The following is a 25,592-nucleotide window of genomic DNA, read 5'->3' as shown; positions in this document are numbered from 1 at the left end:
CCATAGCGGGCTCCTTCTGTGTTCAACAAAAAAGGGAACCATCCTGGGCGGCCAAGGTTCGACCTCTATGCAACCTCTTGTATCATCCCGAATGATGTCTCTCCTGCGCGGTCTCGATACCCGAGGCTTTACGCACATTCCTCACGGCGTCGGCAGGAAATCAGTGAACATCGCCATGTTCAACGGATGGATTCAAGTCGAGGATCGAAGCTTCAAACCTCGCTGCAAACTCACCCCTGCCGGTGATGCTTACCGGCGAGAACATGACCGCCATCGGTCTCGAAACACGAGCTGATCCTAATCGATGATGGGGCGGCGGGGTGCCGAGATGTTCCCGTAAGGTGGGGAGCTGTTCTGAGATCGTCTGCAACCGTACGCTTTTGGCGATGATGGGGAGGTGGGGTTTTTACGCGAAAATTGGCGGCGTTTGCTCACAAATCTTCGGCGAGCAAGTCGCGTAATCATTGGTGAATAGATCTCCACCGTTCATACCGATCGATTTCCCGATCGGCCTCTAGGATATCACTCACACTGACAAAGCCTTCCCGTTCATCTTTCAGCGTTGCCAAGCGCTTGGTGATCGCCATGATACATTGGTCGACGACCGTGAGATCCAATGCCGCCCCCATTGCGGCCCCTCCAATCCTTATCGAGGAGCAATATATCACACAGGATGGAGAAAGGCAGGCGGCAGAATCAGTGACTACCACTCGACCGTTGCAACTGATTTCCAGAACTTGCCATCCATCCTCTGCCGGCTTGGAGTCATGTCCAATCAGGCCGAGCTTTTCGAGCGCGACGAGATTTGTGGAAACGTTGGGAACGCGTTACCGTTTTCTCGTATCTGCGAGCATATCGAGCAACTCAAGCTGATCCCGTGTCAAATGGATCATCGAGGCCCTTAGCCGGTGGGTCTATCAGTCGAATTCATTCGCTAATCCCTCGGAATTGTGACCACGTGATGTTGCCCGGCGGTAGTTTGGTTCCTGGGGACCGTTCCCGACTGCATCTGAGCTTTATGAGGCCCGCAAAGCAAAGCGTCTTTGCGGGCTTCATCTGCATTGGGAGGGCAGAATGAACAGAATAGACCGCATGCTGAGAGACCAGATCGCCGCAGATTTGAGATCTGGGAAGACACCGCGCGAATCGCTCCAGCGAATAGGACTGCTTCTAAGCTGGCTTGCCGCCGGACCACTTACCAGCGAAGAGGAGGCGCAAGTAAATGATCTGCTTGACCGACGTGAAAAGCGGTGATGTGGGGCCCGGCTTATATATGGCTCGCTCTATCTAGCCGGCGAACAACTGCGGTTGGAGGTCGGTATAGGAACGTGGATGGGCGGGATATTAGTGGACAGTAGATGAGTCGGGTGGACGGCCGATCTCAAATTTCGCTAGAAGTTCGATAGCCTCTAGGACCACCGTAGACGCCGCATCGCAAGTGTCATTAGCGATCTCTGCGCCATCCCGACGTAGCCTCTCGCTGAGCGCGCGCAAGACCTGCGAATCAGGGTCACCGTCGTGATTTGCAATGGAAGCAGAGAAGCTAAGTCGCTCTGATAGAGCGCTGAGTATTGCTTCTCGCTCTTCGACACTCATGTCTGCAACAGTTTTTGCGTTTGGCATTTTATGCTCCCGACAGCGGAGCTTTCCGAAAATGACCGAGAAAACGGCAAACAATCACTGTCCGAAGAGCTAAGTCTTCAGATAGCGTTCGGCACTTCACATTCAATCCCGCCGACCGCCCTGCTTAGGGGTAGCTGATGGCATAGAGCGGATCGTTTACGAACCAACCGGTGCCTACCATAAGGCATTCGAGCGTTTCATGATGGTGCAAGGAGTTGCTCTCTCCAAGGTCAATCCCCGGCTTGCCAGACGTTTTGCAGAGGCCACAGGCAGACTTGCCAAGACAGACAGGATCGATGCCGCACTGTTGGCTCGTTACGGCACGCTTCTTGAACCGCGTCTCCTGCAGGCAAGTGCGCAAATCCACAATGACCTGAAAGAGTTGCATATGGCGCGCCTTGCCCTGATCAAGGACAGGACTGCTGCAAAGAACAGGGAAAGAACCTTTCCAACCCGCTCTTGAAGCGACACAACGGCTACAGGCTCCGGCAGGTCGAGCGGCAAATCAAGGCCGTGGACGACGCCATCATGGCCCTGATTGCCGAAGACGCGAACCTGAAGGCCAGGTTCGATATCCTCGTTTCAATCCCCGGCCTGTCGCAGGTCACGGCCTTCACACTCCTTATCGAAATGCCGGAACTCGGCGAGCTGGATGAGAAGGCCGCAGCAGCCCTTGCCGGTCTTGCCCCCATGAGCCGCCAATCCGGACGATGGACCGGACGAACGCTTTCATCGCTGGCGGAAGGGCCATTGTCCGCCAGGCACTCTACATGCCGGCCCTCGTTGCCTGCCGCTTCAACCCGGATCTCAGCGTCAAATACGACCAACTCAAAACCGCAGGGAAAGCGCCAAAGGTCGCCATAACCGCGATCATGCGTAAGCTCATCGTATTGGCTAACGCACTGCTGCGAAAAAAACAGAAATGGGTCCCGAAGATGGCTTGATCAACACGGATACTCTTGTATGAGCCACTCGTAGAAGAACCAGAACCTGCGCGCCGACGCACCAGTCGGCCCCGCCTCGACGATAGACGCGATGTCGTATTGAGATACCTTCTGGAACAGCCTCTTGAGAATAAGGAGATCAATCTGCTCGTGCCTTAGAGCAAATCCAAGCTGGGCCGCCAGAGTTTGGCGCTTGCTGACGATTTGCGGGGATCCGACTCGACTTAGACCAGTCACGTCCCATGTGACTCTTTTGTATCACCGAAGGGTACTGCGTATGACCAAACCGGATCTGAAAGCCCCAGTCCGTCCGCTTCATGTCCAGATAGACGCAGGGAGGTATCGGCAGGCGTGTCGCGTCCGCGACCTCACCGCGCTCTTTCTTTGTGGCGGGTGGCCGCAAGCCGGAAGGATCGATCCGGTATTCCACGGTGCCCCGCGACCTCACTTGATACGCTGGAGCTGTATGCAGAAACGGCCCGGGGCGCCTGCGAGCGTGGCGCGCCTGCGGCTGGAATGCAGGTGCTTGCCAGCGACATGGCTAAGATGCGCAAGGCCGCTGACCCAAAACGAAGGCCCCGATTGAGCGGGGCAGTTGGAGAGTGGTCCATCCGGGAACGGACGACACTGTTTGAGTGTAGCATTGGCCGCCGCACTGGGCAAATCATGCGTAACCGCCTTCTGGTGTAGGTCCGAATGAGCAAGCGACCGCAGCCTCTCCTAGCCGACGACAAGCCGCTGAAGAGCTCGGCTCACAAGCGACGTGACCCAACGCAGCCGAGCCTGCTTCTGGACCCGATGCCGTTGCGCGTCGAACCGGCTCTGGCGCTGCTGAAGCCCAGTCCGCCTGGCGATCCGCGCTTGATCGCGGAGGTCAAGTTCGACGGCTATCGAGGCGCAATCCACATTGAACCCGGCGGCGTCCGCTTCCTCACAAGGGGAGGCCATGACTGGACTGAGCGCTTCCCGGCCGTTGCCGACGCCGCGCGCCAGCTGGGCGTTGCGAGTGCTATCCTCGACGGCGAAGCCGTTGTCCTGGACGAACAGGGACGATCTGACTTCGGCGCATTGCAGCGTTCGCTGGGCGGCAGGGGTGGCAAGCTGCCCTCGGGCAATTCCGTCTTCTACGCCTTCGACCTGCTCTACCTCGACGGGCATGACCTCCAGAAGATGGAACTGTCGAGCAGGCAGCATCTGTTGGAGGAGCTGCTCGACGGCCGGGAAGGGGCGATCCGGTTTTCCGAGCAGATTGAGGGCGACGCCGTCTCGATCTTTAACGCGGCATGCGAACACGGGCTGGAAGGCGTGATTTTCAAAGACCCGGATAGTCCGTATCGCTCCGGACGGACGGGCGACTGGATCAAGGTGAAGTGCATCCAGTCCGAGAGCTTCTTCATCGTTGGCTACGAGAAGTCGGCCGTCGCCCGTGGCGGCGTCGGAAGCCTTCTGCTGGCCGCGCACAAGGGCAACGGCCTTCAGTACGTCGGTTCGGTCGGTACGGGATTCAAATCCAAGGACGCCGCGGAACTGCGCGAGATGCTCGACAAACTGGCCATGAAGAAGCCGCCCCTCTTTTACGATGGACCACGAAAGAATGTCGCCTGGGCGCGGCCAACCCTGATAGCCGAGATCGAATACCGTTCTTGGACCAACGACGGCAAGCTTCGGCATGCCTCTTACAAAGGCCTGCGCGACGTGCAGGACAACGCAGCCGTTCTCGTGATCGAGGCGTGATCGCAAGGGGTATATGCGCGTGCGATCGACCAATTCGCTGGCAGGCGCGTGCCGTCACATTCGACACGGGTCCGACGTTATGTGGGCGAGCTGGAGGCACGACTGGTGACAGGCCGTGCTCCCGAGAGAGGCTCACCGGCGACCATGTTGCGCTGTGGATCGAAGTCAGCGAGAACCCTGTCAAACGAAGAGGAAGCCATCACGGAGGACTGGACGGTCCGTCTGCCCGACCAGCTGGAGGCATTGAAGACACGTTCGTCTTTGCCGGAGCTGGACCAGGAAGATGGACCGGTTCGGCGGCAGGTGGCTCTCGAGCCATCGGAGAATCGTGTCCGAACCCGGATGTGCGCCCGTTGGCCGTCAGCGGCTGCAGCTATTGGCGAAGCGCTTAAGCTTGGTTTCCCCCGGCATTCTTCTCCCGAGCCCGCAGTTGGGCGCCCAAGGTCAAGACAGCGGCTACTCCGGCAGCCCCGCGAGAAGAAGGCCCTGCCGCAGGTCCTCGCGGTCTTCTTCTCGCTCCAAGAGAATGGTCGAGCGCATGAAGCCGGATACGGAAAAATCCTTGTTCGCGGCACGAACCTTTGCCGCCTCGACAGCAGCTTCAGCACTTCGGCCAAGCTTGCCCAAGGACGCCGCGGCGCGGAATGACCATCCTCCCTGGTGAGGCATCTTCCGGGTCTCCGACAGGCAGCGCTCGTATCGACCGAGCGTGTAGTACGCACCGGCGATCTGGGCATGGTACCAAGGAGGATGAAATGGGTTCAGACGAACCGCCTGCTCCATAAAAGCTAGCGCCTTCTCCGCGCTTCCCCTCTGCACCAGCAGGTAGCCCAGCGACATGAGGCAGTCGGAGTCGTTCGGGTTCAACTGAACGGCGCGCATGGAGTGGTATTCGGCGAGATCGTATTGGCGGTCGTACAGGAGGACGTGACCAAGGATGCGCTGGCAGGTGGCGTCCTGCGGGCTAATTTCCAGAGCCTTGCGCGCTAGCTCGATCGCGACGCTTCGCGTCTCAGGGCTGGCGCCTCCGTAGCCTTCGAGGGCCAGCAATGCGAGTGCGAGAAATGAGTGCGGATGGGCATAGTGTGGATCGAGCGAGATAGCAGTGCGAAATAGCACCACCGCGTCCGCATTGGACGAAGCATCGTATGCGCGAAAACGGGCAAGTCCCTGTAGATGAACGTCATATGCCAGGAGGCTGGTTGGCGGCTTACGCAGCGACATCTCGGTTCGGGAGCTCTCGATCCTGCCAGCCAGCGTACCAACGAGCGTGCTGACAATTTCGTCCTGGAGCTCGAAGAGGTCGACTATCGCGCGATCATAGCGCTCGGCCCAGATCGTGGAGTCGGACGCTGCCTCCACAAGTCGGACCGAAATTCTGATCCTGTCCGACGACTTCCGAAGGCTTCCTTCGACCAGGAAGTAGACCCCGAGCTTTCGAGCGATCGCAGAGCTGCTTTCCTTGCTGTCGCGGAAGGTGAATGAAGAAGACCGACTACTGACAAATAGCGACGTGAATCGAGCCAGGCCGACAATAACGTCTTCTGTAATTCCGTCGCACATCGTCTCGTCCTCTGTGCTGCAGAGGAAGGGAAGAACAGCCACGGATGGTCGCGACGCCTGTGATGGATCATTCGCTCGCTTGGGAATGCCGCCGTGGAACCATGTACGAACCGGCTTTGGTATGTTCTTGAGCTGAATTTCGCCCCCATCTGTCCAGTCAAGGTCGAACTTGCCGGCGACGTCGTCGTGGACCCTGTCAGATATCGCGACTCCGCTTGGAGCAGCGATGCCCTCCAGTCTCACGGCGATATTGATGCTGTCCCCAAAGACGTCGCCATTTTCTTCGACGAGTTCGCCCTGGTGAACGCCGGCTCTAAACTTGATCTGCTCCGCGAGCGACCGTCCGACGTTTCTATCGCGGACCCATTCCTGAAACTGATGGGCGCAAAGCACGGCCTCCACCGTGCTCGGCACTTCTGCCAGCACGCTGTCGCCTGCGGTATTGATGATGCGACCGGATATGGCATCCAGGCCGCTCCTCAGCTTCTCGCGGCACTCCCGCAGGGAGGTCAGCGTTGCCGTCTCGGCCTCGCTAATCTTTCTGCTGTAGCCGACCACGTCCACTGCCAACACTGCTGCTAAACGACGTTCCACGGTTGCCTCCGCGGCGCTATGTTACCAACAGTGCGAGGGGCGGCAAAGAGGACCCGGTCAATTGAAGCTGCCGTGCAGGCCCCAGGCCTGCGAGCGATCCAAGACTAAAGGCCGATAGGCCGCTCATAAGTCGTGTCAACCGGATTGAGGACGTTTGAATGACGCGGCCGCGGAGGTTACTGTGTTCCCACCGTCAGCCTCCTAGTGAGGCGGCGTTTTTAACAGAAGCGCGTCGTGAGATCGCCATGGAGCAAAACGACATAAGTGGGCGCTGCCTCTGCGGAACAGTGAGGTTCAAGTCGAGCGGACAGGTTCTGGCGCGTCGATCATGCTGGTGCCGGGATTGCCAGTATCTCGCGTGCGGGAATGCGTCCGTCAACATCATCGTCGAAGCGGTTGGTATTGCGGTCGAAGGTGATCTTGCCACCTACGAGAGCAGAAGCGACAGTGGAAACGTGATCCGGCGTAGTTTCTGTCCAAACTGCGGGACGCCCATGTTTTGCGAAGCCGTTGGAGAGCCAGATTATCGGGTCATCCGCGTCGGGGCGCTCGATGATCGGGATAATTTGGGCTCAAACATCGTGATATGGACAGCGTCTGCGCCTTCGTGGGCTTTATTTGGCCATGATGCCGAAATCTTTGTCGGGCAGCCTTAGAGTTTGCAGCTTTTCCGTCATCGAGGACTGGGTGAGCGCCTGGGCTGTCGTCGATGTTTCGGCTGACCGCGGCTCTCGCCTATGCTCTGTCTGGTATCGTACCAAGGGTCAACATTCCTCCAAATGACATGGCGATTTAAAACCATTCTTAAGTTCGGTCGTGATTAGGTACCCTTAATATCTGGGGGGTCTCCATGTCTTTCTTCGCTCGAATGCTACTCTTCGTCTTTCTTCTGGCACCGTTTGGCGCCCATGCGTCCGGGGATGACTGGCAGGTTGCCAAGGCCACGAGCCAGGTTCGGTATACCATTGACCAGAAACAGTGGACCGACCTGCGTGCTGGTGATGTGGTGCCGAATAAAGCTTGGATCTCCACAGGCCCCCGCGGGCGTGCTCAGCTCGTGCGTGGGGTCGAGAGTATCGGGTTCCAGCCGAACTCAATGGCTGCGATCACGACCAAGCCGGGCGGCTTCCTGTCACCTCGTAAAACCGAGATCTTCCAGCAGGTCGGCGCGCTCGATCTTGAGATTGAAAAGCGGAGCCAGCCGCATACAACAGTTCAGACGCCATACCTGGCTGCCGTCGTGAAGGGTACGATCTTCCATGTCACGGTTGGCAAGAGCAAGGCATCGGTCGCCGTCGACCGCGGGCTTGTACAGGTCACGTCTTTCGCAAGCGGCCAACAAGCCAATGTTGGACCCCGACAGAGCGCGACTGTGGACAGGAAAGCCGGTATGGACGTCGCGGGAGCGGTATCGAAGCCATCCATAACGTCCGTCGCGCCATCCGTTGCGGTTGTCCCAGCTATCGGGGCCACGAAGCTGTCCGGCCAACCGGATGCCGCGCCTGACGACAAGGGCAAATCGAAAAAGGGCGCTGACGACACCAGTGCAAACACTGCCGATGACAGCAAGGGCAAGGGCAATTCTGGCAAGGGTGGCAACTCCAACGGGAATGGAGATGGCGGCGGAAACGGCAACGGCGGTGGAAAAGGAAACGGCGGTGGAAACGGGAATGGTGGTGGCAAGGGCAATGGCGGTGGAAACGGCAATGGCGGTGGAAACGGCAACGGCGGCGGAAATGGGAATGGCGGCGGAAATGGCAATGGTGGTGGCAAGGGCAATGGCGGTGGAAATGGCAACGGTGGTGGCAATGGTAACGGCGGCAATGGCGGTGGTAACGGGAACGGGGAAAGGGTGGCGGTAAGTAACGCCCAGGCAGGCTACGCTGCTATTGCCGCATGAAGACCGCGAACTCTAACACGGCTCCGATAGACGTTGCTTTCTGGCTCCACTGTCGCGCGGCGAATTTGGCTTCCGGAGACGGTCGATGCCTTGTGACGGCACAATGTGGCGCTGGCGTCGCGACAGTATCCGAGGACCTGGCCGAGAAGCAGCGCCTGAGGACGGCGAGGTTCAGGTTGCTGAGAATGTCGATAAGAACGAGACTGTAATCGGGTTCGTTTTATCGTCGCCCCGATGAAATGACGGCATCGCAGTTGTTCGCCGGTCAAGCGCATACGAAGGCCGCGTTTCTTGGGTGGTAGCCGTATTTCGGGTGGTGATCGCTGCCTCGTTATCAAGCCTGCGCAGTTAGCCGGCGGGTTCTCAAAAAATGCGGCGCAGTTCTATGGCTCAAAAAAACCCCACGTGAGGGTCAAGCGTACGCGCCAACCTGCAGCAGAACCGGCTCAGACCTTCTCGAATGGGCCCACCTCATATCGACGATTTGCCGGGCATCGTCATAAACGGCTGGCCCCCTGAAAGGCGCCAAGCACACCGACCGCGTCACCGTACACGGACACACTCTCGGAGGACAACATCCCCGAGCGCCGACTGGCTCAGGTTACGCCTTTTTGCTGCAAGAAGTGTATGCCCGAAATATGGAAGACACTCAAGGTCATGCAAAAAATCCGCGTCAGACGCCGGCACATGTGGACCTTCTCTCGAGGGTGTTTTGCGCTTTTGAGCTACAAGCTCCTACCTCGCTACAATCTTACGGTTGCTCGAATTGTCGAGGAACCCGTTAATCGTCGCCGGCGAGCAACATCCGATCGAATGCATTACGATGCGGCCTGGGCCAGGCGGACTACGGCCGCATATCGACATTAGCCGTCGAGGTAATCTGCAGAAGGCGGCGGTTGTCCGATGACCGGACATATGGCCTCGGTGACCAACATCGGGGTGTGCATTCTCATTCGTAAGCGACATGGGGTAGTGCTCAAGATTCATCAACTCGGGGAAGGGAGGTCTTGACACCCCATAACCGATGCCATCTAGTGGTGTTGTCAGACATCTTACATAAACGGAACGAGGGCTGACGTCTTGGAGGAAATATGAAAAAATCGTTGAAGAGAATGGCGATCGGCGCGGCCGCGCTCGCCATTGCTTCCGTTGCTCATGCCGGTGCGACGCTCGACCGCGTTATGTCGAAGAAGGCAATGGTCGTTGCCACTAACAGCGGCTGGCCCCCGCAAAGCTATCTTGATGATAACAATCAGATGGTTGGCTTCGACATCGACGTGTCGCACGAAATTGCCAAGCGCCTTGGCGTCGAGGTCAGTTTTGACACGCCCGATTGGGCGACGCTTACCGGTGGACATTGGCAGGGGAGGTATGACGTCGGCGTTGGCTCCGTTACCCCGACCAAGGCGCGCGCCCAGGTCATCGACTTTGCCGGCATCTACTACTACAGCCCCTATGTCTACGTTGTCCACAAGGACAGTCCGGTCAAGACCGTGTCTGACCTCAATGGCAAGGTGATCGGTGTCGAAACCGCCACCACTTCCGAAGACTTCATGCGTCACCAGTTGCAGATCGATGCCCCCGGCTTGCCGCCGATCGAGTACAAGGTCACTGCTGGCGAGATCCGCACGTTCGCCGATTCCATGCTGCCCTTCGATGACCTGCGCCTTGGACCTGGCGTACGTATCGACGCCGTGGTAGCGCCGGAGCAGACGGCGAAGAACGCCATCAAGAACGGCTACCCACTGCGCGTCATTGAAGGCGAGTACGCGTTCCGCGAGCCGCTCGTCGTGATTGCCGAAAAGGGCGACGCCGAATGGACCGCCAAAATAGGCGAAATCATCAAGGCGATGAAGGCCGACGGCACGCTCGGCACCTTGACCAAGAAGTGGTACGGCGCCGACTACAGTGCTGACTAAGCGAGACTGGGCCCGGGCGATCTTGCTGCCCGGGCCCCTCCATTTGCCGTTCGTCCTGAAAGAGCCACCATGTCCTACCCTGACACCTACTACCGCCGCACCATGACAGACACCACCGTTCGCCCTGCGCTGAGCGGCCCGACAGAGTGCGACACGGTGATCGTAGGCGCGGGCCTTGCCGGCCTCACCACGGCGCTGCAGCTTGCGCGCGCTGGCGTTTCTGTCCTGGTGCTCGAAGCTGAATCCGTGGGCTTCGGTGCTTCCGGTCGCAACGGTGGTTTCGTCAGCGCTGGGTTTGCCACAGACAATTCAGCGATTGCGCGCGTCGTCGGCGACGAGGCCGCCAAGAATATCCATCGTCTATCTGTCGAAGGCGTCGAGTTCGTTCGTGACACCATCTGCGATCTCGACATCATCGATGCCAACCCGCAGCGCGGCATCATCAGCGCACTGCGCTACGACGGCGGCGAAAGCCTCAAGCTGTATGCCGAGGAAATGAACCGCGACTACGGCAGCGAACTGGAATTCATGGATCGCGATCAGGTTCGCACCATGCTGAAGTCTGAGCGTTACTTCCAGGCATTGCGCAGCGAGAAATCCTTCCACATGCATCCGCTCAATTATCTGAGGGCCGTGGCGGCGGAAATCGAGCGGCTGGGCGGGCGCATTTATGAGAACTCGGCCGCAATTGACTGTCAGCTTGCCAGCGCCGAAAAGATTGTAACGACGGCCGGCGGGCGGGTCAGGGCGCGTCGGACCGTTCTGACCACCGGCGGCTATACGGGTCGCCTCGTGGGCAGGCTCAAGCGCTCATTCCTGCCGATTGCAACCTACGTGATGATCTCCGAGGAAAACCCGGAACTGATCTCCACGGCAATCGCCACGTCCTGCGCAGTGGGCGACAATCGCCGCGCTGGAGACTACTACCGGCTCGTGGACGGAGGCAAGCGTCTGCTGTGGGGCGGTCGCATCACAACGCGCGCCGCATCGCCTGGCGCCCTCGCGCGTCAATTGCGCCACGAGATGGTCGGCACCTATCCGCAGCTGAGCGGACTGAAGACAGAGCTCGCCTGGTCGGGCCTGATGTCCTATGCCCGCCACCTGATGCCCCAGATCGGCGAGATGATGCCAGGGGTCTGGCATTGTACCGCGTTTGGGGGCCATGGCCTCAACACCACGGCAATCGGCGGCAAGGTGGTCGCCGAGGGCATTCTCGGGCAATCCGACCGGTACCGCCTCTTCCAGCCCTTCGGACTCGTCTGGGCCGGCGGCGTTGCGGGGCTGGCGGCGGCACAGCTTACCTATTGGAAATTGCAGGCGCAGGACTGGTGGCGAGAGAGAGCCGCCTGAAGAAAACGCCGCGGGAGAAAATCCGAATGTTTGGAAGATTGATACTGAACTATCCGGATGCCACGAGACGCACGGGCATCCTTCTCATGCTGGCGCTGCTGTCAGCACTTTTCTATGCGCTCGGCGTCAGCTCGGCCTGGATCGGCAAGCTCCTTCCGGTCGCCATCGGCTGGGTCTCTGACAGCCCTCAGACAAGCCGCGTCGTTTCGGCAGTCCTGCTCTCGCTCATTATCGCCGTCAACGTCAGGCTTCTGCGGCTTCTTTCTCGGCGCCACCAGATCGTCGGTGTCTGGGTAGAGCTTTTCGCTCTGCTGATGATGTTCTTTTACTCCTTCGATCTGTCCTTTGCTTTCATCGCCAAGAAGATTGGCTTCCTGATCACCCAGGGCGTCACGACAACACTCTACATCTCGGCGATCTCGATCGTTATCGCTACGGTCATTGCGCTTGCCGGTGCGATCGCAAAACTCTCGAAGAACGGCGTTGTCTATGGTCTTGCGACCTTCTACACCTCACTCTTTCGCGGCCTGCCGCTCCTGATGCAGATCTATATCATCTATCTCGGCCTGCCGCAGGTCGGATATGTCATCGGCGCCGTTCCAGCCGGCATTCTGGCGCTCTCGCTTTGCTACGGCGCCTATATGACGGAGATCTTCCGCGCCGGCATCGAGAGCATTCCGCGCGGCCAGTCGGAAGGTGCTACCGCCCTTGGCCTAAGTCCCAACCAGACGATGTTTCTCGTTATCCTGCCGCAGGCGATGCGCGTCATCATTCCGCCGACGGGCAACCAGTTCATCGCCATGCTGAAGGACTCGTCGCTGGTTTCCGTCGTCGGTGTGTGGGAAATCATGTATCTCGCCCGCACCCAAGGCCAAACGGAATTCCGCCACATCGAAATGCTGATCACCGCCTCGATGATCTACTGGCTCCTGTCGATTAGCCTTGAGTTCCTCCAGGCCAGGATCGAAGAACGTTTTGGCCGCTTCAATGTCCGATAGCATCCGGTCGGCGTCGGCAGTTGGGACCGGCGCCAACGCCAACCTGCGGGCCGCAGCCATTGTCATCACCGCCTTTGCAGCCTTTTCCGGCACCGACGCGCTCGTCAAACTCCTGAGCGCCGAGTTCCGGGTTCCGCAAGTCACCTTCCTCATCACCCTGGCGGCGCTCCTCCTCGTCAGCGGCCGCGCAGTATTCACCCGCCGGCTGGGCGAACTCGTACCCCGGCAGCCGGGACTGGCGCTGATACGCGCGCTGTTGCTTGCCGGTGATACGCTGCTGATCCACTACGCGTTTGCAGCGCTGCCTCTAGCTGAAGCTTATGTCCTTGCTTTCCTCTCTCCGGTTCTTGTTGCCATTCTGGCCGTCGTCTTTCTTGGCGAACGGCTGTCGCTGATCGGATGGCTTGGTGTGGGGCTCGGCTTTGCAGGCGTCGCGGTGGCGCTGCGACCGGGTGCCGTTGCGCTCAATTTTGGCCACATGGCGGCAATCGGCTCCGCTCTTCTCTTTGCGCTCTCGCTCGCGTTGTTGCGGAAGACGAGATCCGAGGAATCCGACGATGCGCTCGTTGCAACAATGCTGGTGATGCTGACCGTCACGGCCTTCATTGTTGCGATGGCGACCGGCGGGTTCGATGCCATCGGACCGGGCGCGCTGCTGGTCGCTGTTCTCGCTGGAACCCTGCTTTACGTCGGCCATGCTCTTTTGGTGCGGGCCTTCCGTATCGGCGACGCGTCGGTCGTTGCAGCCTTCCAATACAGCCAGATTGTCTGGGGCTGCCTCTACGGAGCAGTGCTGTTTGGTGCTCCGATTGAAACTTACACCATCGTCGGAGGTGTCATCATCATCTTCTCCGGCTGGCTTGTGCTCAAATAGTCTAGGGAGAATATGACTTGACGTTCAATCCGCGGCCTGAAATCGAGCTTACCGGTGTCAACAAATGGTACGGCGAATACCACGCTCTGAACGAGATCAACCTGACGATCCGCAAGGGTGAGCGCGTTGTTATCTGTGGCCCCTCGGGGTCGGGCAAGTCGACGCTGATCCGCTGCATCAATCGTCTTGAGGTGCATCAGCGAGGTCGTATCGTCGTCGCAGGTACCGAGCTTTCGGAAAACGAGAGGAATATCGGCGACATCCGCCGCGAAGTCGGGATGGTATTCCAACACTTCAACCTCTTCCCGCACCTCACGATACTTGAGAACTGCATTCTGGCTCCCGTCTGGGTTCGGAAGATGGACAAGAAGAAGGCGACGGAAATCGCCATGCACTATCTCGAGCGTGTGCGCATTCCCGAGCAGGCGGGCAAATATCCGGGCCAGCTTTCCGGCGGTCAACAGCAGCGCGTCGCCATTGCCCGGGCTCTCTGCATGCAGCCGAAGGTCATGTTGTTCGACGAGCCGACCTCGGCGCTTGATCCGGAGATGGTCAAGGAAGTGCTTGAGACCATGGTGTCACTCGCCGAAACGGGAATGACCATGGTCTGCGTCACCCACGAGATGGGTTTTGCCCGTCAGGTCGCCGACAGAGTGATCTTCATGGACCGCGGTGCGATCGTGGAGGAGGCAGCGCCTGCCGAGTTCTTCGACAACCCGCAAAACGACCGCAGCAAGCTCTTCCTCAGCCAGATCCTGCACTGAACCTGAAAGGTGCGGCAGATCGAATGACCTGCCGCCTTCTTGTTGTTGTCGCTGTTTGCGGAGAAGCTATAGCGGCAGCGGTTGCTGGGGAAATCCACCAACATGGGTGCAAGTGATGGCCGCGCAGTCGCGGCCTTGTTCCAGGCAGGCGACGAGCGGCTGCTGTGCCACGAAGGCCGCCAGAAATCCGGCGATGAAGCTGTCGCCCGCGCCGGTCGTATCCACGACCGTGACCGGCGCGATTGAGGATTCCCCGAATTCCTCTCCGCGACGCGCCAGCGCACCGTCGCTCCCGCAGGTTACGACCGCACAAGCGGCGCCATTCGCAAGCAGATAGGAGAGCAAGCTTTCGGCCGGCGCGCCGCGCGCGCCAGCCGAGGCAAAGGCCACGGTCAGGCCAGCGACGCCGAGGTTCTCCGGGTTAGCGTTGACGGAAATATCTTGGGACAGGCTCACACCTTCGCTCGAAAGTCTGCGCCGTAATTCACCGGCGTCATCCAGCCAGCCGAGATGCACGTGGTCCATGGTCTTGAGGACAGCGATGTCCTCCTCGCTCGGCCTGTAACCGGCGCATGTGCCGAAATCTTCATAGGCAATGATCCGGTCGCCAGAGGCGGTTTGCTCGATGTTGGTATAGGCAGTGTTGCCTGGACGCAGCTGCAAACACGACGTTTCGACACCATTATCTTTCAATGCCCTCGTCGTGCGCTCACCATCAACGTCTTTGCCAACCGCTCCAAAATAAAAGGAACTGTGTCCAAGACGAGCAAGCTGTAGTGCGACGTTCACGGCATTGCCGCCGATCAGCGACTGGTTGATCGGCGCCTGGAAACGGTCCACGCAATTGTCGCCAACGGCTGCGAAACGAAAATGCCCCATTCTAGGTCTACCTTTGATGCTTGGCTTTACACGGACGCAAGCCGCGAACACGATCGTGTCGCGGCTTGCGCTGAGCTTAGCAGATCAATATGCGACGCGCTTGTAGTAGCGGCGCGTCGTCAACGGGTGATTGCGCATGACTTCGAGATGCGCGCTTATCCGTTCCAAAACGGTTGCAAGCAGGATCGGCGATACGAGCGCCCTGACGTCCGCCGATATGCCCGGGAGCTCGAATTCGGCGGTATCCAGAACAGTCAGTTTATCCGTGTAGTTGGGCACGAAATTTTCGACGCGTTCTGCCAACGCACGATAGGCATCCTCGCCCTTGAAGAGGATGACGCTGACATCCTTCTCGACCAGCTCCAGCGTGCCGTGGAAGAAATCGGAGGCGTGGACCGGGCGGGTACGGATCCACTGCATTTCTTCCAGAATGCACATGCCGTAATAGAAGGCTTCAGGCCAGACATTTCCTGCGCCGGTGACGATGTGGTAGTCCGAGCCGGCGAAGGCTTTGGCGTAAGCCTCCGCCTTGCTCTCGAAGGTCCGCTTCACTTCCAGAAGCAAGGCTGGCAGCTGCGTCAGTTCTGCTTTGAGCTGATCATAATTGGCGATCTCGCCACGGTGTTTCATGATTGATAGCGCGATGAAGAGCGACTGCAGATAAAAGGATTCGCAGGAAGTATCGTCCTCGGCGAAGTTCACGAAAACATGGTCCCCACCCTTGCCGAGAGGCGTCTCCTCGTGGCCGACCATCGTCAGCACCGTCGCACCCACCTCCTTCAGCTTGGCCAGCAGCGCGACACTTTCCTTCGTCGTACCCGAAAGCGAAGGCATGACGACGATAGATTGTTTGGTGAGATTTGCCGACCCGCCGACGAAGAGTTCGGCGGTGAGATCAAGGAATGCTGGGAAGCGCGACCTGCGCTGTAGCAGCTGGGCAGCCGGTTGCATCAGGATGCCCGCGCCCCCAGTGCCTAGGAAGAAGATGTTGTCGGCTCCAGCCTCAAGGCAGGAGGAGATCACATCGTCGATGCGGGGGGCCAGGCCTACAGCGCCAGACTGGATACGCAGGAACCGCTGCTCGTCGAAATTTAACATGTAACTCTCATCGGTTGATGACGCCGTATGGCGTCGTTTCGGAAGCACGCTTTCAATGTTGTAAGACAACTGACATCTTCCGTTGCGGGTGTCAAGCGAGCTCCAGGGTCAGGTCAGCCGCATTAAAGTGATTGGCAGCCCGCGCGGCTCGACAGGAACGCCTTGACCTGGCAAAATTCGTCAGACAAGAAAAAGGACCATAATGGAACCAAGTGAGGCATTGGATTGGACGATTCCATTCGCGATACGCGCACCATTGTCATCCAGCTGCGCGACCGCATCGCCGAGCTTATCCGTGACAAGGGCTTGAAGCCCGGTGACAGATTGCCGACCGAAGCCCAGCTGACGGCGCGTTTCAATGTCTCACGGCCAGCCCTTCGGGAAGCTTTAAAGCTGCTCGAACAGGAAGGGGAGATATACGTCGAGCATGGCCGCGGCCGCTTCGTTTCAGCGATCTCCGCAGTTCAGGTTGACCGTCCGATCACGGTCTTTGAAAGCGTCACCGACATGACGCGAGCCTATGGCTATAAGACGATCAATAAGGTCCTGTCGATTTCGGAGGAGGAGCCGCAAGCGACAACCGCAAAGCACCTGCAAATTGGCGACAAGGATCGCGTCATCCGTATCGAACGCCTGCGCCTCGAAAATGATGAGCCCATCATGTACTGCGTCGACTACGTGCCTCGCAGCATCATTCCGATGCGTCTCTATGACATCGACTGGAGCGGCTCGTTGCTGTCGCTGCTCGATCAATACAAGCAGCGTCCCCGCATGTCCTCGGCTTCGGTTAGTGCCGTCATGCTTCCCGAACATGTCATCGAACGCCACGATCTGAGGGATTTCGGGCCTGCGCTGCTGATCACCGAGACATGCTTCAACGCTTCCGGCGTGCCGGTGATCTACGCGATTGACTATCACCGGGGCAGCCACTTTTCCTTTAGCCTCGTGCGAAAGTAGACAAGCTCTTTCGAAGATCACCCGGGCATGTCGACATCGTCCAGCCGGTTTTTTGCTTTGTCTCCTGCAAGGGTTTCCCAGACCTTGCGCGCGGCAAATGTTTCAGCCTCTCGCGCCTTCGAACCAGTCGGCGTAAGGGGTGTTCTTGACCAAATGTCGATTTAAGTCCGGCGCTCCATCTGTCCACCAGACGGGTCCGCGCTCCCCTAGCGCAATCTTTGCGGCGTTAACTGCTGTCCTTGCGGTGTGAAGCTCATCGGCTCGTCCGACTGCTTCCTTAACGGCCCTCCTTGCCGACATCAGTTTTGACACGAGGAGCTTTCGCTCTTCTTCAGGCAGACGGGGATTTGTCTTTCTCCAGAGGCGTCCGCGAACGATGATGTAACGGCCGTCGGGCGTCTCAAGGAACGCCTTCTCATGAACCTGTTTTGCCGTCATCCGTCTTGTCCGCGAAGATCGACGCAGCGCAGCCGGTAGCCTCCAGTGACCATCGTTCCGAAGACTTCGGTTTCGTCGGCGCGCCTGAAACGGTCGACGCTAGACTGCGTTCGCAGACCATCGCGCCAGTTTCTATGTGCGGTGAAAGCATTGGCGTCATCCCACGTGCGCGGTATGCCGTCTGAACGGACAAGAACCACTTCCTGGCAGCAGAACTCAACGGGCCCGACGTGTAGACGATCGTCGATCATGTGAACTCCGGCAAGAAGAGGTGAGGCGATGCCGGACAGGTGGGGCGCTCGTCTGCCATTTCGTTGGCCATCACGGGAAATCGGAAAAACCGTGATGTTCACCATCCCTGTCACGTCCGATTGACACGGCCCGCGCTCGGAAAGGGGAATGTCGATGAGCCGACATGGTTCCGATGAAAACAATTTCCACGGGCAAGAAACAAGGAAGGGCCCTCAGGGTCACCCATGACCGTGAGCGCTCATATGTTTCATTCGGACGCCCCGAGTGGTCCACGTCTTCGGCACCAAGCGGCTACGACCGAAATGGTTACACGACTTCATCCCGTGCCTCAGAACCCGCTAACAGCAATCGCAGTTGGCTCGTGACAGCGGGCACTCGGTCGGTAAGATGCAGAGTTTAACGGGTCTTGAGAGAACCTTTAGTTGACTTTGCTCTCCTCGCGTATAACGGCTTGTAAGCGGCCCGGCTCGGTCGGCTCGCTTGTTTCTCGTCGGCCGTGCATTGCTAGTTTGAATGTTAGGTTTTTTTGCCTACCGTTGATGGGTCGAAAATGCGAAACTTCGAACTTGCTCGCAGTTTGGACTCATGCTAATTTTACCTACTAATGGTAGGTCAAAAAAACGAAAAGATAAACCAACTTCGCCGCCTGGTCCCCGAGGGGCTGCTGGTTGACACCGCGTGGCTGGAAAAACACGGATACCGTCGGCAGTGGCGCGAAAAATACGTGGCGCAGGGCTGGCTGGAAGGTGTCGTTCGTGGCGTCTATCAGCGACCGACCGGCAACGTTGATCAGGCGATAGCCTGGCAGCGCGTGATCATCTCGCTCCAGCGACTTCTGGGCAAATCCGTGCACGTAGGCGGCCGCAGTGCCCTCGAGCTACAAGGCCTGACGCACTACCTCCGCTTTTCAGGCAAGCCAGAAATCCACCTCTATGCCTATGGCAGTCTGCCTGGCTGGGTAGAGCGGATACCGACCGACGCTCAGTTCGTCGAACATAAGGCAGACAAGCTCTTTGATGCCGACGCACCTGGAAGGACGCGCCTGGCATGGGGACACTGGGGTGGGAGCTTCATGTCTCCGCGCCGGAGCGAGCATTTTGCGAGCTTCTCGACCTGCTCCCATCCCGGGAGACGTTCCATCAAGCGGACGTTCTAATGGAGTCGGTTCGCACTCTAAGCCCGAAGCGGGTTCAGGCCGTGCTGGAAGCGTGCCGCAGCGTAAAGGTGAAGCGGCTGTTCCTCTGGTTTGCCGAGCGGCACGCCCATCCATGGCTCGGCCGGCTCGATCTCAAACGTATCGACCTCGGTCGTGGCAAGCGCCAGATCGTGGTCGGCGGGCGGCTGGACAGCAAGTATCAGATCACTGTGCCGGAGACACTCGATGCCGGCGTCTGAAGCCTATCGCGCGCAAGTCAGCCTCCTTGTTCGAGTTCTTCCGCTCGTTGCAGAGGAAAACGTCTTTGCATTGAAGGGTGGCACGGCCATCAATCTTTTCGTTAGAGACCTTCCACGTCTATCGGTCGATATCGATCTGACCTATCTGCCGGTCGAAGATCGCGCGACTTCTCTCGCCAATATCGATGCCGCCATACGGCGGATTGCTGCCAGAATATCCGATGCAACAAAGGTGCTGGTTACCTCCGACGGCGTACAGATCAAAATCGAGGTGACGTCTGTCATTCGTGGCTGCGTCTACTCTCCCGAGACACGGGCGGTTTGCGACCGGGTCGAAGAGCTCTTCGGATATGCCGAGGTGCCTGTTGTGTCCTTCCCGGACCTCTACGCCGGCAAGATCGTCGCAGCCTTGGATCGGCAGCATCCACGAGATCTGTTCGATATCAGGCGTCTGCTCGCGAATGAGGGAATATCCGATGAGCTGCGGCGTGCCTTCATTGTCTACATCCTGAGCCACAACAGGCCGATGGGCGAGGTCTTGGCGCCGACGCGCAAGGATTTGCGCCACGAGTTTGACGCGGGGTTTGCCGGCATGACGGAAGAGCCCGTGACCCTGGAGGCGCTATACGATGCTCGTTAAGCTCTAATCGCAGAGGTCGTTGGCAAGATGGCTGCCGAGCACCGGCGCTTTCTTCTCTCCTTCAAGGCCCGCGAGCCAGAGTGGGACTTGCTAGGCGTGCCTGGAGCCGCGGACTTGCCGGCGGTGCGCTGGAAAGTCGACAACTTGGCCAAACTTTCGGAGGGCCGACGCGAAAAGCTGTTGTCTGATCTCGGGCGGGTGCTTGCGACATGAGATACGGAGGAGGGATGGGGACGCCGAAGTGAAAAGGAACAAGACCACGATCTGCAAGCTATGCTCTGCAGTAGCTGGCTCTCGGGCTGCAGCACTGACGATGTGGATTGCCAGAACGTCATAGCTTGCAAACACAGCCGAGATGAGAGGATAATCCTTGGTCCGTCTCTTCGTCGGCGTTACGGACAAGGCCTGGTTCGATCAGTTGAGCGCCTCTGTTCCGCATGACGAAGTCGGACAAGCGGTTGAAGATCCGTTGATTGCCTCCCTCAATCTCGCTGACAACGTTTCAAAGCTTTCGTTCAGCGAAATACTTAGTGCGGCGGCTAGAGTCCTAGCCCGGAAATGACAGATGGTTTGCGCGATCTGATATTTGCGAATAGGTAGCGAACTCCTCGCCCGAGCAAGAACTCCGCTATGTGCTGCACGATCACTCCGCGGCCTTGCGGTCGTTCATTGGCAAACTCGACCGAGCTTAATCACCTTCGGGCCATACCTCTGCATGGTGGGCAATTGCAATTAACCGCGGATCTCGACCTGTCGAGCGCAGCCTCGTCCTTCTACGCTTTTCGATCCCGTCCTCTCTCAAAGCAGATCTTCCCCAGGGCAAGCAGAATGGTACCGCGCCGACCTTGGTGAAGTCTCCACGACGATGGACTGCGCATTCTTAACCATGGGTCACGATAATTTGTCTGCGCGTCCCGCGCCACAGCAGAGCGCTTCAGAAGGTTGGCGCGCGGTCCCACGGGGACCGCGCGCAGATCGTTACCGCAAGGCGATCGGGCGGATCGCTTCTGGAAAGTCTTGATAGGACACCGGTCGCAGAAACCGATAAATTGCGAGTGTTCCGACCGAGGTAGAACGGCCATCGGCCGTCGCCGGATAGGGGCCGCCGTGCACCATGGCAGGCGACACCTCAACCCCGGTGCCGAAGCCATTGACGAGCAGCCGCCCCGCCAGCATCTCAAGCTTCGGAACAAGACGTCGAGCGTCGTCGATATCGCTATCGTCGACATGCAACGCGACGGTGAGCTGGCCCTCGAGAGCGTCAATCACCTTCTCCAGCTCATCGAAATCCTTGCAGCGCACGACTAGCCCGGCCGCGCCGAAGACTTCGTCCTGCAGTTCGTGATGTGCGAGGAGCGAGGCGGCCGACGTTTCAAAGAGCGCGGCCACTCCGTCGTACTTGCCGCCGGACTTTCCCTTGGCGAGCATGGAAACCTCGGCATGTCGTTCGAGGCGGCCGACGCCCTCTCGAAACGCCTTGGCGATGGCCGGTGTCAGCATCGTCTGCGCCCCGGTCTCCGGCAGCAGTTCCCTGGCCCTCGCGATAAAGGCGTCGAGCCCCTTACCGTGTACGGCCAGGATGAGACCGGGGTTCGTGCAGAATTGGCCGGCGCCGAGCGCCAGTGACGAGACAAAAGATGTCGCGATCTCCTCGGCGCGATTAGCAAGCGCTCCCGGAAACAGGATGACCGGGTTGATGCTGCTCATCTCGGCGTAGACGGGGATCGGCTGCTTGCGTTCGGATGCGATCTTCATAAGTGCGGTCCCACCTTTGCGGGAGCCGGTAAAGCCGACCGCGCGGATCCTCGGGTCGGCGACCAGCTGCTGCCCCACGTCGAAGCCCGTGTCGAACAGAAGAGCGAACGTACCAACGGGCAGGTTGGCTTTCTGGACGGCACGCTGTACTGCGCGCCCCACGAGTTCGGACGTTGCTGGATGCGCCGAGTGGGCCTTTACGACGACCGGGCAGCCGGCGGCCAAGGCTGAGGCTGTGTCGCCGCCCGCAACCGAAAAGGCCAAAGGGAAGTTCGAGGCGCCGAAGACGGCGACAGGCCCGATGGGAATGTTGCGCAGGCGAAGGTCCGGCTTGGGCACCGGCTTTCGCGAGGCATCGCCCGCGTCGAAGCGGAGCTCCTGAAACCGGCCTTCGCGGACCTCCTTTGCGAACAGCCGAAGCTGGGCGGTCGTACGGGCTCGCTCCCCCTCCAGCCTCCCGCGCGGAAGGCCAGTCTCGGCCATAGCGCGCTCGACCAGCTCATCGCCGACGCCTTCGATCTCGGTCGCTATCGTCTCGAGGAATGAGGCTCGCGCTTCGAGGTCCGTTTCGCGATAGATGCTGAAGGCCTCCCACGCCAGACGGGTAGCATCCTCGACGTCGGCAGGCGCGGCGCCCCCGAAAGAAACGGCCAGGGACCTTCCGGTCGCAGCTTCGATCCCCGAAAACTCGCCGCTCGAGCCGCGCTTTTCTGATCCTGCGATCAAAAGGTTCCCTTTAATTGCCATTGTAAACACCTCCGATGAAAAGTATGACTTTTCATATAGTCTCGCTCATTGGACATTTCGACCCGCTTCGATCATTGGAGGGTGTTTTCCGGGAATTTGCGGTATCCGGTTTTTTCCATGTCAAGGCGTTTCAGGTGCGCGCCTGCGCGATAGCCAAGCTCTCGATAGCCTCCCGCATCAGACGCAATCTTTCAAGTTCTAGGGCGGCGTCCTGAAGCGCGCGGTGGGCCGGTCTAGCAGGCTCGCTCCGCGCAATGACTTTTGCGACGAGCGCAGCGGCGTCAACGCCACGCACATTTCTGTCTTCAATCAGCATCAAGGCAACCTCCACGAAGAGATCGTCGGACTTTCGCACCCGCAGACTGTGTCTCGGAACCCCCCGGCGCGAAGCAGGACGCTGAGCCATTTTCCGTCCCATGACGGCGAACTCGCGTAGAGATCATGATCGGACAGCGTTGCCATCATCTCTTGGACCACCAACGAAACCGGGACGCCTTGATCAGCAAGCTTTTCTCGGGAAATGCCATGAATGCCTTCTGCGGTTTCCGACCAGTCCGTCCAGTTCGGCTCCGGAGCGATGAGCAGAGACCGCGACCGGCCGTCCTCGAACACCCAAGCAATTTCGATCGGATAGCTATGCTTGCTGAGCGAGGAAGCTTCGAAATCCAGGAATACGATCATGGTCGATCTCTAGTCGAAGTCGCCAGTTCTCCCAGCCCGGAAGACGACCACGGGGTCGCCCTCTTCTCCGACTGCGGGACGGCCGTCTCGCCGCACGACTAACACTCCAGCGTGGCGGCTCGCAGCTTCTTTTGCCTCGGCAATGGCCTCTTCTTCTGTGCCGCTGACGACGGTCTCCCATGCTTGTATGGGCTCGCCTCGGTCATCGAGATCGTAGGCGAATATGCTCAATGCAGAAAACGTCCCCGGCATCATGCGGTGCCGTGTTTCGGTCTGGCAAGCTGCGCCGCAGTTTCGCGGACGTCATCCTTGCGTTCTTCGTCGTCTGAGGTGCCAAGCTTAGCCCTTATTCGGAGCGCCTCCTCCTCTGTGGCTCCGATAGGCTGGCCGGGATCATCAGGAAGACCTGCGCCGCTCTGTTTGATTCTATCCTTCGGGGCGTCGTTGGTATCGATCTTGGACATCTCCTTTTCCTAATCGTAGGTGGCGGGACGATCCGTCAGAGGATACGTCTCCCCATGCCGGTGGACGAACGTCATTTCCCTAAGGACGGCCTCGGGTAGATCTGATGGTCCGCCTGCAGTCGTTGGTGTTCGTGTAACGCTTACGCAACTACACGAGACTATTCCCGGTTGGCGGTCTGCGGGGCAGGGATGCGGTCCTTCGCATCAGCACGGCCTGTGGTGGGATCGGCGTCCGTCACGCCGTCACCGGCCTCGCGGCTGCTGCCCATATTTACCGGCGGCGCGCGGCGGTCGTCGGCGTTTGTCTCCGGCAGTTCGTTGTCATGGGTGTCTTCGCTCAAAGCCTTCGGCGGAAGCTTTGCAGAGCTTGGGATTGAATTGTTGGTCATGCTCTTACTCCTTATGGAACGGAACTCGCAGGCGCGGAGCAAGTTCCCGGTAATGGCGTCGTTGTGCTTCATTCTTGTTTACGATCACAACACGCCCGTTCAATGCAGATGACGGTTCTTCACTCTCGCTGCTGGCGGCGAATGAATCGAAAAGACATTCCAGCAGAGGATCCGAGCTCGCTGGAGGCGTTTTCTATCGTTCGCCAATGCGGGATGATGAGTGACAAAACCTCTGATAAGATTGCGAACCGTTAGAGGATTTGTAACATGCCATCAGTGCAAGAGTCTCAAAGAGCAAAACTCAGAAGCCTGCTCGCTGCGCGCAGCATGATGCATGCACATGAACTGCGCGAGGCCGGCATCAGCGGACAAACGATCGCGCGCGCCGTCGAGGGCGGTGAAATCGACTGTATCTCGCGCGGCGTTTATCAGAAGCGTGACGTGGAAATCGAAGAGAACTAGATCCTCGCTGAAGCGATCATGCTTGCGCCAAAAGGCGTGATCGCTCGGGTGTCGGCGCTCGCCTTCCACGGACTGACCCATCAGATGCCGCGGCGGGTCTGGATAGCGATCGGGACCAGCGATTGGGCGCCCGTGCAGTCCTATCCACCGCTGCGTACGGCCCGCTTCAGACACCGTATCTGCAACAGGGCATTGAACATCAGGTAATCGCCGGGGTGACGTTCCGGTGTATTCGATCCCGAAAACCCTTGCTGATCTGTTCCGAAACCCAAACTGTTGGACCGATCGGTTGCTGTCGAAGGCCTGCGTGCTGCTCTCCAGCAACGCAAGGCAACTCCAAGCGCGATCGCCCAAGCCGCGAAGGCCGGCGGCGCCTGGAAGGTCATCCAACCCTGTCTCGAGGCGCTAACCTCCAATGGCTAACGCACTAGCGAACACGGCGAAGTCGGTCAAAGATCGGCTGCCCGCTGTATGAGCCCTGCGTCCTCAGCGCGAATGACTGTCTTCAGTCCCACATTCGTTGGAATGGAGCGATAGGGACGGTCACTCATCGAGTTGAAGGGCATTATAAGTCGGAGAGATTTCGTAGCCATTTTCGCAAAACGACCGGTTTGCCTCACGGTTCCCTATGTGGTGGCTCGCGGCTTGATATCGGGGGCGACCGCCTAGTTACCGAAGAAGAGGTCTTTTCCAAGCTCCTCGGCCCAATGCTTCCGAGGAGCCATCATGGCGGACCTGAAACGACTCGACGACATGAGCACGGAGGAACGCGTCGCTTTCCTAGAGACCCTGGCTGAAAGCCTCCTGATGTCGGCCTCAATCGCGAAACATGAAGATGATCCTCTCTGGGAAGATCTGGCTAAACTCGGCAATCGCCTTCAGATGGATGCCGAGACCATCGCGACAGACGACCCGGAGAGAGCCGAGTCTGTGGTTCGAGATGCTATCCATCTTCTTGCCAAGTTCGAGCATGGGAGCGGAGGGAGCCACACTATTCACTGATCACAAGCGGTGTCTTCCACAGCGGTCTCGGGCAGCCGGTCGTCCTGGGTGTCCTCGCCCAAAGACTTCGTGTGGTGGGGAAGCCCAGCGCCGCCGGCCGAAAACGTCACAAAGCTACATAAATGATCCTTATTTTTTCCGGCAAAGGTTCTCGAGCGCATGGATGCAGA

The 25,592-nt window shown here is 58.8% G+C and carries 24 protein-coding genes and 3 pseudogenes; 17 read left to right on the top strand and 10 right to left on the bottom strand.

The genetic code is table 11. The features are described 5' to 3' along the window. Positions 1–461: 461 nt before the first annotated feature. Positions 462–629 carry a hypothetical protein gene (locus F2982_RS30610; RefSeq protein ID WP_203431304.1) on the bottom strand — a complete coding sequence of 56 codons (168 nt, stop codon included), beginning with the start codon at positions 627–629 and terminating at the stop codon, positions 462–464. 1,193 nt (positions 630–1,822) lie between these two features. On the opposite strand from F2982_RS30610, the gene F2982_RS31950 reads away from it, so the two are divergent. The 4 genes and pseudogenes from F2982_RS31950 to ligD all read left to right on the top strand — a co-directional run bounded on the left by F2982_RS31950 (position 1,823) and on the right by ligD (position 4,301). After that, on the top strand, positions 1,823–2,086 hold the full coding sequence (locus F2982_RS31950; protein WP_246777688.1) for an IS110 family transposase: 264 nt from the start codon (positions 1,823–1,825) through the stop codon (positions 2,084–2,086). A gap of 65 nt (positions 2,087–2,151) precedes the next feature. Continuing rightward, positions 2,152–2,289 (top strand): annotated as a pseudogene (locus tag F2982_RS32265) (IS110 family transposase); the annotation flags it as partial. 104 nt (positions 2,290–2,393) lie between these two features. Then, the gene (locus F2982_RS31940) at positions 2,394–2,567 is read left to right on the top strand and encodes a hypothetical protein (protein WP_246777772.1); all 174 of its coding nucleotides are present in this window, start codon (positions 2,394–2,396) and stop codon (positions 2,565–2,567) included. A 696-nt stretch (positions 2,568–3,263) separates the two neighbouring features. After that, a complete protein-coding gene (gene ligD, locus F2982_RS30600) occupies positions 3,264–4,301 on the top strand; it encodes a non-homologous end-joining DNA ligase (RefSeq protein WP_203431303.1) in 1,038 nt (345 codons plus the stop codon). A gap of 456 nt (positions 4,302–4,757) precedes the next feature. On the opposite strand, the gene F2982_RS30595 is transcribed toward ligD, so the two are convergent. Then, a complete protein-coding gene (locus F2982_RS30595; protein WP_203431302.1) occupies positions 4,758–6,458 on the bottom strand; it encodes an adenylate/guanylate cyclase domain-containing protein in 1,701 nt (566 codons plus the stop codon). Positions 6,459–7,308: 850 nt separating this feature from the next. Here F2982_RS30595 and F2982_RS30585 point away from each other — a divergent pair. The 6 genes from F2982_RS30585 to F2982_RS30560 all read left to right on the top strand — a co-directional run bounded on the left by F2982_RS30585 (position 7,309) and on the right by F2982_RS30560 (position 14,263). Beyond that, the gene (locus F2982_RS30585) at positions 7,309–8,358 is read left to right on the top strand and encodes a FecR domain-containing protein (protein ID WP_203431300.1); all 1,050 of its coding nucleotides are present in this window, start codon (positions 7,309–7,311) and stop codon (positions 8,356–8,358) included. 1,091 nt (positions 8,359–9,449) lie between these two features. Further along, complete coding sequence (locus F2982_RS30580; protein ID WP_203431299.1) at positions 9,450–10,277, top strand: transporter substrate-binding domain-containing protein; 828 nt, start codon at positions 9,450–9,452, stop codon at positions 10,275–10,277. 69 nt (positions 10,278–10,346) lie between these two features. Then, a complete protein-coding gene (locus F2982_RS30575) occupies positions 10,347–11,627 on the top strand; it encodes an FAD-binding oxidoreductase (protein ID WP_112720126.1) in 1,281 nt (426 codons plus the stop codon). A gap of 26 nt (positions 11,628–11,653) precedes the next feature. Next, entirely contained in the window at positions 11,654–12,625 is a 972-nt protein-coding gene (locus F2982_RS30570) for an amino acid ABC transporter permease (protein ID WP_112720125.1), read from the top strand. After that, the gene (locus tag F2982_RS30565; protein ID WP_203431298.1) at positions 12,615–13,499 is read left to right on the top strand and encodes a DMT family transporter; all 885 of its coding nucleotides are present in this window, start codon (positions 12,615–12,617) and stop codon (positions 13,497–13,499) included. Before F2982_RS30570 ends, F2982_RS30565 begins: the two co-directional genes overlap by 11 nt. A 17-nt stretch (positions 13,500–13,516) precedes the next feature. Next, positions 13,517–14,263, top strand: coding sequence for an amino acid ABC transporter ATP-binding protein (locus F2982_RS30560; RefSeq protein WP_130279657.1), 747 nt, complete (start codon positions 13,517–13,519; stop codon positions 14,261–14,263). Between the two features lie 66 nt (positions 14,264–14,329). On the opposite strand, the gene F2982_RS30555 is transcribed toward F2982_RS30560, so the two are convergent. Both F2982_RS30555 and F2982_RS30550 read right to left on the bottom strand, forming a co-directional pair. Then, entirely contained in the window at positions 14,330–15,142 is an 813-nt protein-coding gene (locus F2982_RS30555; protein WP_203431297.1) for a PfkB family carbohydrate kinase, read from the bottom strand. An 84-nt stretch (positions 15,143–15,226) separates the two neighbouring features. After that, entirely contained in the window at positions 15,227–16,240 is a 1,014-nt protein-coding gene (locus tag F2982_RS30550) for an SIS domain-containing protein (protein ID WP_203431296.1), read from the bottom strand. A gap of 225 nt (positions 16,241–16,465) precedes the next feature. Here F2982_RS30550 and F2982_RS30545 point away from each other — a divergent pair, with 225 nt between their 5' ends. Beyond that, the gene (locus F2982_RS30545; RefSeq protein ID WP_112720120.1) at positions 16,466–17,197 is read left to right on the top strand and encodes a GntR family transcriptional regulator; all 732 of its coding nucleotides are present in this window, start codon (positions 16,466–16,468) and stop codon (positions 17,195–17,197) included. Between the two features lie 102 nt (positions 17,198–17,299). Here the strand turns inward: F2982_RS30545 and F2982_RS30540 are convergent, their stop codons facing one another. Together F2982_RS30540 and F2982_RS30535 are read right to left on the bottom strand one after the other, a co-directional pair. Next, positions 17,300–17,635 carry a hypothetical protein gene (locus F2982_RS30540; protein ID WP_112720119.1) on the bottom strand — a complete coding sequence of 112 codons (336 nt, stop codon included), beginning with the start codon at positions 17,633–17,635 and terminating at the stop codon, positions 17,300–17,302. Then, entirely contained in the window at positions 17,632–17,991 is a 360-nt protein-coding gene (locus F2982_RS30535; protein ID WP_203431295.1) for a hypothetical protein, read from the bottom strand. The genes F2982_RS30540 and F2982_RS30535 overlap by 4 nt, the downstream gene beginning before the upstream one ends. Before the next feature lie 500 nt (positions 17,992–18,491). Between F2982_RS30535 and F2982_RS30530 the strand changes: the two genes are divergently transcribed. From F2982_RS30530 to F2982_RS30520, 4 genes and pseudogenes are all read left to right on the top strand, one after another. Then, complete coding sequence (locus F2982_RS30530; protein ID WP_348652535.1) at positions 18,492–19,043, top strand: AbiEi antitoxin N-terminal domain-containing protein; 552 nt, start codon at positions 18,492–18,494, stop codon at positions 19,041–19,043. Then, positions 18,935–19,282, top strand: a complete 348-nt coding sequence (locus F2982_RS32260) for a type IV toxin-antitoxin system AbiEi family antitoxin domain-containing protein (protein WP_348652534.1) — start codon at positions 18,935–18,937, stop codon at positions 19,280–19,282. The genes F2982_RS30530 and F2982_RS32260 overlap by 109 nt, the downstream gene beginning before the upstream one ends. Next, positions 19,269–20,135: pseudogene (locus tag F2982_RS30525) on the top strand (nucleotidyl transferase AbiEii/AbiGii toxin family protein). Before F2982_RS32260 ends, F2982_RS30525 begins: the two are co-directional and overlap by 14 nt. 157 nt (positions 20,136–20,292) lie before the next feature. Then, positions 20,293–20,484, top strand: coding sequence for a hypothetical protein (locus tag F2982_RS30520; protein ID WP_199629809.1), 192 nt, complete (start codon positions 20,293–20,295; stop codon positions 20,482–20,484). 416 nt (positions 20,485–20,900) lie between these two features. Here the strand turns inward: F2982_RS30520 and F2982_RS30515 are convergent, their stop codons facing one another. The 4 genes and pseudogenes from F2982_RS30515 to F2982_RS30500 all read right to left on the bottom strand — a co-directional run bounded on the left by F2982_RS30515 (position 20,901) and on the right by F2982_RS30500 (position 23,958). Further along, on the bottom strand, positions 20,901–22,424 hold the full coding sequence (locus tag F2982_RS30515; protein WP_203431294.1) for an aldehyde dehydrogenase (NADP(+)): 1,524 nt from the start codon (positions 22,422–22,424) through the stop codon (positions 20,901–20,903). A gap of 130 nt (positions 22,425–22,554) precedes the next feature. After that, positions 22,555–23,105 (bottom strand): annotated as a pseudogene (locus F2982_RS30510) (transcriptional regulator). Between the two features lie 251 nt (positions 23,106–23,356). Continuing rightward, positions 23,357–23,569 (bottom strand): hypothetical protein, encoded by a 213-nt coding sequence (locus F2982_RS30505; RefSeq protein WP_203431293.1) that lies wholly within the window; start codon positions 23,567–23,569, stop codon positions 23,357–23,359. 158 nt (positions 23,570–23,727) lie between these two features. After that, entirely contained in the window at positions 23,728–23,958 is a 231-nt protein-coding gene (locus tag F2982_RS30500; protein ID WP_203431292.1) for a hypothetical protein, read from the bottom strand. 267 nt (positions 23,959–24,225) lie between these two features. Here F2982_RS30500 and F2982_RS32255 point away from each other — a divergent pair, with 267 nt between their 5' ends. Together F2982_RS32255 and F2982_RS30490 are read left to right on the top strand one after the other, a co-directional pair. Next, entirely contained in the window at positions 24,226–24,420 is a 195-nt protein-coding gene (locus F2982_RS32255) for a type IV toxin-antitoxin system AbiEi family antitoxin domain-containing protein (protein WP_348652533.1), read from the top strand. A 726-nt stretch (positions 24,421–25,146) separates the two neighbouring features. Then, positions 25,147–25,422: a hypothetical protein gene (locus F2982_RS30490; protein WP_130279647.1), complete on the top strand. Its 276-nt coding sequence runs from the start codon at positions 25,147–25,149 to the stop codon at positions 25,420–25,422. Positions 25,423–25,592: the final 170 nt, after the last annotated feature.

This window comes from Rhizobium sp. BG4, from assembly GCF_016864575.1.
In the GTDB taxonomy this organism is placed as follows: domain Bacteria; phylum Pseudomonadota; class Alphaproteobacteria; order Rhizobiales; family Rhizobiaceae; genus Rhizobium.
Note: the sequence above shows the minus strand (reverse complement) of the source record. Positions and strands in the feature narration are given on the sequence as shown.